The organism is Varibaculum vaginae, assembly GCF_900604285.1.
GTDB lineage: Bacteria > Actinomycetota > Actinomycetes > Actinomycetales > Actinomycetaceae > Varibaculum > Varibaculum vaginae.
Window position 1 is genome coordinate 315928 of the sequence record NZ_UWNY01000002.1, and the last position, 11387, is coordinate 327314.

Consider the following 11387-nt stretch of genomic DNA (forward strand, 5'->3'; position numbering starts at 1 on the left):
CGTCGCTACGTTTTCCGAATCTTGGGCGGGAGGAAAAACCTAGCCCCCGCATCCTTGTTCCGAGGCATCCTTGTTCCGAGTGATTTTCGGCTTCGGACCTGTAGTGGGAGCAATAGTCGCGGGGTAAAAATAGTGTTGGCCTTGGCTATTTCAGCCAAGGCCAACACTATTTATTTAGTTTTATCGTTCGGTACCTAGTCGGAAGTTACCTGATAGGTGCCGATTATTTGCCTAGCTTTCCGCGAGGAAAGAAGCACCTTGACGGATCTTGTCCCAGGGAACACCGGGGTTCTCGTCCAGATCCTCCAGGGTGATCTTCAGTGGCATCCGCGTGTAGCTCCAGTAGGTGTACCCCAAAACAATGGGAACCACTATCAGCGCGATCACTAGCATAATCGCCAACGTGGACTGCGAGGAGGAAGCATCCCAAATGGTCAGAGAGAACTCTGGCTTAATGGAAGACTTCATCGCATTGGGTGCCATTGCGGTAAAGATCCACGCCACGGCTCCGGCGATTCCAACGGAGTGGGCGAGCAAGGTACCCCATTCAGATCCGCGCATAGCCATCAAAACTGCGGCAACGAACGCCAAAGCTGCGATGATAAGCGGGATCCACGCCATAGCTTGCATGGCGTAAAGGAACTGCCCCCAAAGCGCAGCTACTGCAACTAAAACTGTATCCGCAATCGCGAACTTACCGAGCAGGTTCTTAGCGCGGTTTTGCACCTCGCCAGTGGTGCGCAGAGCCAAGTAAGCCAAGCCCTGAGTAGCGAAAACCAACGCTAGCATGACCCCACCTGCAATGGTGTAGGGGGTAAGCAGCGAGAGGAATACGCTACCGGCAGGGGCCCCCTGAGAAGTGAAGTTGTGGACGTGCTTGCTGAGATCAGCAGCTCCCGCCACGGCTTCACCGGGGGTGTTGTACTGGGTAATCGCAATATTCATGCCCTGAACCAGGTTAGCGAAGGCCACCCCGAACAGAATTGGAACTAGCCATACAACAATGGTCTGCCAGCTGTCCCAGCGACCCCGCCAAGCAGCCGAGGCTACCTTGGTGCGCCACTCAATCGCGCAGATGCGGATAATTAGGCAGAACAGAATCAGGAACAGTGCCAGGTACATTCCAGAGAACATGGTTGCGTACCATTCCGGGAAGGCGGCGAAAGTCGCGCCTCCGGCGGTCAGCAACCAAACCTCGTTACCATCCCAAACCGGGCCGAAGGTCTTTTGAACCTGAGAGCGTTCGCGGTCGGTCTTGGCTACCAGTGGCATTACCATGCCGGCGCCTACCCCGAACCCTTCCAGTACCAGATAGCCAGTCCAGAGGACGGCGATCAGGATGAACCAAATAACTTGTAGAATAGTCATCTCTTCGATCTCCTATCTGACCTAGTAAGCAAAGCTTAGGTTCTTGCCAGCATCCTCGCCATGCACTGCCTTTTCATTGGCATTGACGTGGATACCTTCCTTAACGTAACGCTTAATCAACAGGAACCAGACAATGCCTAGTGCCAGGTAAATTAGCGTGAAGCCCAACATGGTAATCAGAACCTGCCAGGCGGGGACTGCAAACGAAAGCCCATGGGCGGTAAGCATAAATACCGAGGATCCATCGACTTGCATATCCACTGGGTGCACGATAAATGGCTGACGACCCCATTCGGTGAATAGCCAGCCGAAGGTGATAGCCAGGTAGGGCATCGGCAAGCACCAAATGGCGAACTTGCCCAAGCCGGTGGACTTAGAAATCTTGCCACCCTTGGTAGCAACCAGACCCCAAATAGCCAGGATTGCCGAGAAAATACCGAAGATCATCATTAGTCGGAAGCTCCAGAAGCTGAAGATGATATTCGGGCTGAAGTCAACCGGCTGTGACTGCATATCGTAGCCGCGCTGGCTGAGAATCTCCGAGAACATCGAGCCGTATTGCTGGTTCAAAGTATCCAGGCCTTCGACCTTTCCGGTGAAGGAATTGGTGGCCATGAAGGAGTAAACGCCGGGTACCTCGCCAATCTTGGAGATCTGGTCGCAGCTAGCGTTGAGTGGTCCGAAAGCAGCGATTGTGAAGGGGGCGCCTTCCCCGGCTTTCGGGGTCTGGCATAGGGCTTCAGCTGCCGCCATCTTGGCTGGCTGGTGCTGAGCAACTAGTTGACCTTGCACGTGTCCAGTGACTGCGGTTAGCAGGCCGCCAATAATCATGACGAGCATGCCGAAGCGAGCAATTGGGCGCCAAATGTCACGGGCTTCGGTTTCGGCGCCGGCGTTGGCAGAGCGAACCATCCACCAAATAGCGATACCGGCAACGAAGGTGCCGACCAGCAGCCAAGAAGTGGTTAGAACGTGGGTATAGGCCGCCCACAATACTGGGTTGAGTAATACCTGGAAGAAGCCAGCTAGACCGTCCAACTGTGCACGGCCGGTTTCCGGATCAAAGGTTGCCCCTACCGGGTGCTGCATCCAGGAGTTTGCCCCGATAATCCAGAGAGCCGAAGTGTTAACCCCGACAAAGACCAGCCAAGCGCACGTGAGGTGTACTTTCTTAGATAGCCGACCCCAGCCGAAAATCCATAGCCCCAGGAAGGTGGACTCCATGAAGAAAGAAATAAGAGCCTCGCACGCTAGCGGGGCTCCGAAGATGTCGCCCACGAAGCGGGAGTATTCTGACCAGTTCATGCCGAACTGGAATTCTTGCACGATACCGGTGGCTACACCGAGTGCAAAGTTAATTAGGAACAGTTTTCCGAAGAACCGTGTCGCCTTCAGCCAATATTCCTCGCCGGTTTTGTGCCATTTAGTTTGCATAATGGCAACTAGGAGGGACATGCCGATGGTGAACGGAACCAGGATGAAATGGTAGACGGTGGTAATACCGAACTGCCATCGCGCCAACATGGTGGCATCTAATGCTGTTGCAGCAATAGTCATTCTGCTCGCCTTTCCGTTTCTAGTCGGTTTAGAAGTCGCTGCCCACCAGGAGCTTGCTCGGGCAAAGTCCATAGTGACAACGTTGTCACTTAGAGTAGCTTGTTTTTCAGGTAGTCGCTAAGCAATTCCCAGGATTCCCTAAGAATTAGCCCTGTTTTACGACAGAATTAAGAAATGTGGAATAATGATCATGGATGGTTTCCACCGGCGCACTACGGAGGAAGTCAACCCAGAGGGACTATTTTCCTAGGAAAACTTTCTGGCGTGGGGCGAATATGCTCGCGTAACCAAGGGCTTCCGTCCCAGGGGGACGGCGTAATATAGGGGACTCGCCAGTGCGGGCGTGTCCAGGTGAGATCAGTGGTGAAAAACCCAAATAATAACGAAACAGATTTTAATCAAAATAGTGGCGGTGCACTTTTTTCGGGGCTGGCTTTTTCGGCCCCCAAGAACATAGCGTCTACGCCAACAGCTCCCGCTCAGATTTCTGCGGTTCCGGCTTTTGGGGCTCCTATGTTTGCGGCTGCTCCTGTTCCGGAAGTAAACGTTGAAGTGGATACCGATAGCGATCAAGACTTGCCTTCCAGGCGTAAGAGCAGGAAAAAGAGCGAGGCTAATAGCGAAAAGAAGACTAAGTCCGGTAAAGGTAAAAGCGAGAAGAAGATTCGCAATGCTAAGAACTCCCGTAAAGGTGAGGAGGCTTCCGGTGAGGAGGTTTCCAGCGATAACGGGAAACCGGCACGTTCCAAAGAAACTGCCAAGAATGCTAGGGCAGAGGATAACGGTTCAGAGGTAGCTCGGGGAGCACAAGAAGAAACCGAAACCAGCAGTAGTCACCGTAGGCGTCGGCGGCGCACTCGTGGCAGCATTGAGGCGATCGACCAGATTGAACAGGTTAAGGGCTCAACTCGTCTAGAAGCTAAGAAACAGCGTCGCCGGGAGGGACGCCGGGAGGGACGCCGTCCGAAGGTTATCACTGAATCTGAATATTTGGCACGGCGCGAAGCCGTAGATCGCACCATGCTAATTCGCTCTAAGGATGGACTAAACCAGATTGCAGTCCTCGAAGATAAGGTATTGGTAGAACACTACGTTTCTCGACATACCCAAACCACTATGGTGGGTTCAGTTTATCGGGGTAAGGTACAAAATGTTTTGCCCTCGATGGAGGCAGCTTTCGTTGATTTAGGACGCGGACGTAATGCGGTGCTTTACGCCGGGGAGGTCAACTGGGATGTCGCCGGAATGAAGGGCAGACCGCGGCGCATCGAAGAGGCCTTGAAATCGGGCGATTCGATTACCGTACAGGTAACCAAAGATCCGATCGGACACAAGGGGGCGCGACTAACTTCGCAAGTGACCTTGCCAGGACGTTTCTTAGTGTTGGTGCCGGGGGGATCGATGACCGGTATTTCCCGAAAGCTTCCCGAGGGCGAGCGTCGCCGCCTGAAGAAGCTGTTAAAGGTGATTGTTCCCAAGGACTTCGGGGTAATCATTAGGACAGCGGCCGAGGGTGCTAGTGAAGAGCAATTGCGTCAAGATGTGCAGCGCTTGCAAAGACAGTGGGAGAAAATCGAAAAGAACGCGGCATCTTCCAAATCTGCTCCCTACTTATTGCATGGGGAACCCGAACTGGCTTTGCGGGTGGTACGTGATGTTTTCAATGAAGATTTTCAAAAGCTGATTGTGCAAGGTAGGGAAACTTTTCGCCAAGTTGATTCCTATGTAAAAGAGTTTGCTCCTGATCTACTCGATCGGGTTGAACAATGGGTAGGTCCGGATGATATTTTCGTTGCTCACCGTGTGGATGAGCAATTAGCAAAGGGGATGGATCGTAAGGTTTGGTTACCGTCGGGTGGTTACCTGATTATTGATCGTACCGAGGCTATGACCGTTATCGATGTGAATACCGGTAAATATACTGGTTCTGGCGGTACTCTAGAAGAAACCGTCACTCGTAATAACCTGGAATCTGCGGAAGAAATCGTACGTCAATTGCGGCTGCGTGATATCGGGGGCATTGTAGTAATTGACTTCGTGGATATGGTGCTGGAATCTAACCGCGATCTGGTGTTACGTCGCTTGGTGGAATGTCTGGGGCGGGATCGTACTCGTCATCAGGTAACTGAAGTTACTTCTCTTGGTTTAGTGCAGATGACCCGCAAGCGGGTAGGGGAAGGGTTGGTAGAAGCGTTTTCGACTCCTTGCGAGCATTGCGAGGGGCGCGGATTTATCGTGCATTCTCACCCGGTAGAAAACGGCGCTAATAGCGATGAAAATCTGCGTTCTCAGGGGCACAAGCGCGATTCCAGGAAGGAGAAACGTTCTCGTACGAGTTCTAAGAACCGGGCTTCGATGGCGAAAGTGGCGGCGGCAGCCAGTAAAGCTCATGACGAGAACCCTCAGGATGAAGAGGCAAAGGATGAACAGTTGCCTATTGCCAAGGAAATAGCGATCACCGAGGCAGAAGCAGGGTGGGAAGAATCTACTCCTAGCCTAGGAGAAAACATAGAAACCCAGCAGAGTACAGCTGGGTCTACCGAGCGAGATAGGGCAGTAGACTCTGCTGTCCAGTTAACTGAGCCTGCTGATTCTGAAGAAGGGAATCGTAGCCGTGAGGAGGGTGTCTCCAAGGCTCATCCTCGCGTGGCCGCGACCTCAGGTACGGTTACGCACTCTAGTGAGAGCGCAGTGATGACTATCCAGAGCTCAGGTACTGCCAAAGCAGTGAGCTTAGAACAGTTAGGGGCGGGTGCTCCTACCTGGGAGAAGAAGGCTGAATCAGGTAAAGGTGAAGATGGGGGAACTCCGCGTCATCACGCTGCAGTAACCGCATAAATCCCTAGTTTTTCTCCCGCTGCCTCACCTTTGGTTAGCGGGAGAAAAATAATTTTAGACACCGCTTTTCTCAAAAGAATCTCACAATGTGGGTATTTTTGTCCGGCAAGTGGTAGGTGGGAATAGTTTAGCTCTACGCAATTGCGCTTCGACAATTGTTCATCCCATCTATAAGGAGTTGAGATGTCTGAAAAACTTTCGCATCCTACTGCGTCTAAAAAGACCAGCCGGCAGTCATGGGGTACACAATACGGATTCCTGATTGCAGCCATTGGATCTGCAATCGGTTTGGGAAATATTTGGCGGTTCCCGGGTGTTGCCTATACCAATGGCGGTGGTGCTTTTATCGTTCCTTATCTGATCGCATTACTGGCTATCGGGTTACCGATGCTGATGCTAGATTATGCGATTGGTCATAAGTTTCGGGGGTCACCCCCGCTTGCTCTTGCCAGGGTAAACCGGCGTACCGAAGCCGTAGGGTGGTGGCAGGTTGGCGTATGCTTCTTCATCGTCGTCTACTATGCTGCCATTATTGCTTGGGCACTGCGTTATACAGTGTTTTCCTTTACGCGAGCCTGGGGAAAAGACCCGGCAAAATTTTTCTCCGATAAGTTCTTGCAGGCGCAAGACACCACCACAATCTCGTTAACCCCAGTCTGGGGAATCGCAATCCCCCTAATCATCGTCTGGGTGGTCACTATCGTTCTAATTGCCTTAGGGGTTTCCCGGGGCATCGAATGGATTACTAAAATCTGTATTCCGCTATTGGTAGTGCTCTTCATAGCTATGGTAATCAAGGCATTAACGTTGCCGGGTGCAACCGATGGGTTAAACAAGTTCTTTACCCCAGATTGGAGTGCGCTATGGAATGGGAAAGTATGGATTGCAGCGGTGGCGCAGATTTTCTATTCACTGTCAGTGGGCTTCGGGATTATGATGACCTACGCCTCCTACTTGAAGAAACGTTCTAACTTGACTGGTACCGGCCTAGTTGCAGGCTTTGCGAACTCCTCTTTTGAAGTGCTGGCCGGCATTGGAGTCTTTGCCACCTTGGGGTACATGGCACATTTGCAACATACTTCGGTTGACAAATTGGAAAACATTTCTGGGGTTTCACTGTCTTTTATCACTTTCCCGCAAATCATTAACGAGATGCCCGGAGGTTCCGTCTTCGGGGCGCTATTCTTTGCGTCCCTGGTGTTGGCTGGGGTGACTTCTATGGTGTCTTTAGTGCAGGTAGTAGCGGGAGCTTTCCAAGACAAGATTGGCTGGAGCTCTAAACAGGCTTCGGTAATCCTGGGGGTCGTCCTGGCAGTTATCTCAGTGTTCTTCTTTGGTACTACCACCGGGCTAGCGGCTCTGGATACGGTTGATAACTACATCAACACCATCGGGGTGGTAGGTGCAGCACTGTCGTTGTGCGTGATTGTTACAGTAGTGACTCCCTCGCTGCGTTCTTTGCGGGTTCATTTGAACGTGACCTCCGCGGTCAAAGCCGGTAAATGGTGGGAGGCACTTATCGGATTCGTAATCCCGGTACTCCTGGTATTCATGTTGGTGCCAAACCTGGTGGATCTGATTTCGCATGGTTACGGTGATTATCCGCGCTGGTGGACAAATACTTTCGGATGGGGAATGTTGGGGATGCTCCTGGTGTTCTCAGCGGTAATGCCCCGTCTGAAATGGCATAAGAGCGCCGAGATTTCGCCTTCGTTTGACCTAGAAAACGTGGACTGGAACAAGGAGGAAGACTAGCTATGACCGGTGAAGCAATCTTGATGATGCTGGTAGCCATCCTGGTAATCTGGGGCGGCCTAGTAGGGTCGGTAGTCGCACTGCGGCGGATGGATCCGCCCTATCAAAAAGGTGAGGATTATTCGCGAACCGACTTTAACCCGCATCCGGGTCTCACGGAGGCTGACTTTATAGAAAAGGAAGCTAAAAAGAGTGAGGAAACAGTTAAGGTCAGTAAACAATAGCCTGCTCGATTTTTAAGGCAGGGGGTCAGTGAGCTATTTCTCTGACCTCCTGCCTTTTTTATTGCTCGGCTTTTAAATACAGCTATTAACTTCGAGTAGATTAATAAACCCTAGTCATATTGACTAGTACTTCCTAATGCTTGACTAACCGCGTAGCATGCGACGGCGCCAGCCGCGGCCACGTTCAAAGAATCCACTCCGTGACTCATTGGGATTTTAACCAGCTGATCACAGCTTGCTTACTCATTCCTGGCCCTTCGGTGCCTAGTACTAAGGCAACTTTGGGATGTTTCCCCTGCAGCACTTGTGACTGCAAGGAAAAACAAAATTCGGGAAGGGAAACTGCCTGATCGGTAAGTGCTAATCCCGCAACTATAAATCCCTGATTCCTCAAAATGGTGGTATCAGGCCAATCTTTAATCCGAGTCCAGGGTAGAGAAAATACAGTTCCCATTGAAACCCGTACTGCCCGGCGATAAAGGGGGTCAGCGCAATGCGGGCTGGTCAAAATAGCATCGAAGCCCATCGCTGCTGCTGAGCGGATAGCGGCACCCACGTTAGTATGGTCGACCAGATCCTCTAAAATCAGAACCGCTCGTGCCTCAGCAAGCACTTCGTCCAATTCTGGCAGGATAGGTCGTTCCATAGCGGCGATAGCACCCCGGTGCATACTAAACCCCGTAAGTCTGGTTAGCTGTTCCTCCGCAGCAATAAAAATAGGAATATTGGCAGCCTGCGACCCCAAAGTTTCTTGCAGACGCCCTAACCAATGTTGATTCGTCAAAATGGAGCGGGGCTTATGGCCTGCCGCCAGGGCGCGGGAAATCACCGAAAAACTTTCCGCTAAATATAGGCCGTGTTCCGCCTCCAAACTTTTTCGTAGGTTCACGTCTTTTAACTGGGTGAAGTCACGCACCCGGGGATCCGATAAATCGTTGAGCGGAATAAACACCCATCTATCTTATGGCTTAGAGAGTAAATAGATTTCCACAGATTCCAGGGGGGTAGTTTTCCCGGTTTTCTTATCCGCTATTTTCGACCGCGACTGGGTAACTACCAGAGTAAAGAAAAGCGAAAATACTTTAAGGAGTCACTATGGCAACTACCTCAATACCGGCATTTCCATCCGCAAAATCTAACTTAGGAGTGCATCTTCATGACAGTGATCTCTTTTCCCTTTCAACCCCGGAATTCCTAGGAGAGGAAGGGGACAGAATCCTATTAGAGATGCTGGAAGATGACCCAGATTTGCCTTCCGGTCTTTATGGGCCGATGGGCTGGATGAAGGAAACCAAAATCCCGCAAATCCTTAAAGAGTATCTAGCTGCCGGGCAAGGAATAGGGGATTACCAGCGTTTCCACGGACTCGATGCCGAGGGGGCGCAAAAAGTGTTAACAGCCCTACCGCGGGTAGCCCTGGCTGATAGGCAAAATGATGCGCCCAGTTTACTAGCATTCCTGAATGCATGTATCGCCAATCCGGGGCGGGTATATCTGTCTGGGTATGTAATTGGATCTTCGCGTTGGGATGAACGAGTCAGTGTGGACACCATGTTCGTAGTTGAAAGTTCCGCCGAGGGAGCACCAGAACCCTCTGCTCGCCAGGCGCGAAAAATTTGGCAGACCTATCAGAATAAACTTGCTTTGGGGCAGGGATCTGCACCGGATGAACTCTATAGTGCTGACCCCAAATGGGCGTGTCCAGGCTGGTGTTTGTGGTGGGACTAGCCTGTCTAAAGCTCCTGAACCATCAATAGATCCCGAAACTGCTCGGTGGCTATTAAGTACCGGCTTCAGCTTTTAAGTACAATCGAGGGCGTGCTATACCGATTCTTATTCAAACAGGTGATTTCGCATATAGATGCGGAGAAATGTCACGACGCCACGATGAAAACCCTCTATCTGATTTCCCGGATTCCTGGTTTAACCGGGCTGATTAGAATGTTTTTCTCCGGATCAGTGGGAACCTTGAAAGGTGGTTGGGTAGGTGATGAGCGCGGACTGAAATCACTCGCCCGGCCAGTTCCTGGTTACTTGGGGCTGGCAGCTGGGATGGACAAAGATGCTTTAGTTCCTCTTCAGTTCGGTGCATTCGGGTTTGCGTTTGTAGAGGTAGGGACGGTAACTCCCCGTCCACAACCCGGGAATGAGAAGCCGCGACTTTGGCGGATATTGCCGCTACGAGCCGTTCGTAACCGGATGGGTTTCAACAATCAGGGAGCTACAGAAATGGCGCGGAGGTTACGCCAGCTAAGAAGTACCCGTCAGGGGCGTTCCCTAGTTTTGGGGGTGAACCTGGGGAAGAACAAGACTACTGACCTTGCCCAGGCGGCAGATGATTACCGCGCCAGTGCGCTGCTGCTGGCAAAATACGCAGACTACCTGGTAATTAATGTTTCTTCTCCCAACACTCCCGGGCTCCGCAGCCTGCAATCTAGCGCCCAGCTGCGCGAAATCGCCGAAGCGGTTAAAACGGCAGCTCAGGAAAGTGCAGGTAGAGAGGTTCCGGTGTTGGTAAAGCTGGCTCCTGACCTGGAAGATTCGCAACTGGTTGAACTAGCGCAAATGGTTAAAGAAGCAGGACTAGCGGGGGTAATCGCCACTAACACCACCATTAACCATGATTTTGGGGAGGGGGGACTCTCGGGGGCTCCCCTTAAAGAACGCGCCTTAGAAGTCGTGCGCCTTTTACGCTCCCACTTAAACGAGGAGCACCTCATCATCGGGTGTGGAGGAATCGAGGACGCCGCAACTGCGCGCCAATTCCTTCAGGCGGGAGCCGATCTTTTAGAGGCATTAACCGCCCTCATCTATCAAGGGCCTACCTTCGCTGGGAAAATAAACAAGCAGCTCAGTGCAGATCTTCCCGCCCTACCGTTACGTTATAACCAGTAAAAACTACTAAGGACGGGAAAGCATATACGCGCGAATATCGCTGGCGTACTCGTTAATATCGGGACGTGAACCCCGAGGGGAGTTAGGGCGGGGGCGCCGCATCCTGCGCGGACTGGCTAAACGCATTAAAATGTAACGGCCATTGCCCTGTTTTACCCGTTTATCGCCATCAGTTACCTTCATTAGCAAACGGTTAACAATCACCGTGAGAATAATGGATTCGATTAACGCTAGTAATAACAATCCCCACATGCTGAATAGCAAAATCGAATTCAACTGTCGGTTGCGGGAAAACGCAATCGATAAAATCAAGAAAGCCAGTACAATCGGCATAAACAACTCGCCGATAGCGAAACGGGCATCCACGAAATCGCGAATGTAGCGGCGAAGAGGTCCCTGATCGTTAACGGGAAGATAACGCTCATCACCCGTGCCATCTAGTGCCTCTCGCTGTTTTTTATAAATCTCGTCGCGTTGTTCACGACGCCGTCTACGCGCCTCTTTCCTGTCCGCTACCAGTGGCCGGCGATTACGTGCCTCGGCATCCTTGCGTTTAGGGGTAGGGCGACCTTTGCCCGCACCCTTATCCTCAACCGTAGTGGAATCTTCTTCTTTACTGCGTCCAAAAAGTTTCACTCACCCAGGTTATCTAGCCAAGGCGGGGTTAGGAAATCTGCATTACCTGAGGTTCTTAGCTGAAGTAGGAATGTTCCCTTTCCCTAAGCGGATACTATCGGGGTAATCTGGCAA

8 protein-coding genes and 1 pseudogene are annotated in these 11387 nt (G+C 51.7%); 5 read left to right on the forward strand and 4 right to left on the reverse strand.

All coding sequences use genetic code 11. The features are described from left to right. Positions 1 to 231 precede the first annotated feature (231 nt). Both cydB and EFB02_RS07190 read right to left on the reverse strand, forming a co-directional pair. On the reverse strand, positions 232 to 1368 hold the full coding sequence (gene cydB, locus EFB02_RS07185) for a cytochrome d ubiquinol oxidase subunit II (protein ID WP_122820905.1): 1137 nt from the start codon (positions 1366 to 1368) through the stop codon (positions 232 to 234). Positions 1369 to 1389: 21 nt separating this feature from the next. Beyond that, a complete protein-coding gene (locus EFB02_RS07190) occupies positions 1390 to 2925 on the reverse strand; it encodes a cytochrome ubiquinol oxidase subunit I (RefSeq protein WP_122820906.1) in 1536 nt (511 codons plus the stop codon). 360 nt (positions 2926 to 3285) lie between these two features. On the opposite strand from EFB02_RS07190, the gene EFB02_RS07195 reads away from it, so the two are divergent. From EFB02_RS07195 to EFB02_RS07205, 3 genes are all read left to right on the forward strand, one after another. Next, positions 3286 to 5763 carry an Rne/Rng family ribonuclease gene (locus EFB02_RS07195; RefSeq protein WP_438947139.1) on the forward strand — a complete coding sequence of 826 codons (2478 nt, stop codon included), beginning with the start codon at positions 3286 to 3288 and terminating at the stop codon, positions 5761 to 5763. 183 nt (positions 5764 to 5946) lie between these two features. Next, the gene (locus tag EFB02_RS07200; RefSeq protein WP_122820907.1) at positions 5947 to 7518 is read left to right on the forward strand and encodes a sodium-dependent transporter; all 1572 of its coding nucleotides are present in this window, start codon (positions 5947 to 5949) and stop codon (positions 7516 to 7518) included. 2 nt (positions 7519 to 7520) lie between these two features. Beyond that, entirely contained in the window at positions 7521 to 7742 is a 222-nt protein-coding gene (locus EFB02_RS07205; RefSeq protein ID WP_122820908.1) for a methionine/alanine import family NSS transporter small subunit, read from the forward strand. A 212-nt stretch (positions 7743 to 7954) separates the two neighbouring features. Here the strand turns inward: EFB02_RS07205 and EFB02_RS08900 are convergent. Then, a pseudogene (locus EFB02_RS08900) lies at positions 7955 to 8412 on the reverse strand (TrmH family RNA methyltransferase); the annotation flags it as partial. A 425-nt stretch (positions 8413 to 8837) separates the two neighbouring features. Between EFB02_RS08900 and EFB02_RS07215 the strand changes: the two are divergent. Next, positions 8838 to 9470 (forward strand): hypothetical protein, encoded by a 633-nt coding sequence (locus EFB02_RS07215; protein WP_122820909.1) that lies wholly within the window; start codon positions 8838 to 8840, stop codon positions 9468 to 9470. A 45-nt stretch (positions 9471 to 9515) separates the two neighbouring features. Beyond that, on the forward strand, positions 9516 to 10637 hold the full coding sequence (locus EFB02_RS07220; RefSeq protein WP_234992779.1) for a quinone-dependent dihydroorotate dehydrogenase: 1122 nt from the start codon (positions 9516 to 9518) through the stop codon (positions 10635 to 10637). A gap of 6 nt (positions 10638 to 10643) precedes the next feature. Here EFB02_RS07220 and EFB02_RS07225 read toward each other — a convergent pair whose 3' ends face one another. Beyond that, a complete protein-coding gene (locus EFB02_RS07225; RefSeq protein ID WP_122820911.1) occupies positions 10644 to 11273 on the reverse strand; it encodes a DUF3043 domain-containing protein in 630 nt (209 codons plus the stop codon). Positions 11274 to 11387: the final 114 nt, after the last annotated feature.

Bases quoted from the DNA above. Each gene is read 5' to 3' on its own strand.
- EFB02_RS07190 (WP_122820906.1), bottom strand. From the start codon at position 2,925: ATGACTATTGCTGCAACAGCATTAGATGCCACCATGTTGGCGCGATGG.
- EFB02_RS07205 (WP_122820908.1), top strand. From the start codon at position 7,521: ATGACCGGTGAAGCAATCTTGATGATGCTGGTAGCCATCCTGGTAATC.
- cydB (WP_122820905.1), bottom strand. From the start codon at position 1,368: ATGACTATTCTACAAGTTATTTGGTTCATCCTGATCGCCGTCCTCTGG.
- EFB02_RS07200 (WP_122820907.1), top strand. From the start codon at position 5,947: ATGTCTGAAAAACTTTCGCATCCTACTGCGTCTAAAAAGACCAGCCGG.
- EFB02_RS07215 (WP_122820909.1), top strand. From the start codon at position 8,838: ATGGCAACTACCTCAATACCGGCATTTCCATCCGCAAAATCTAACTTA.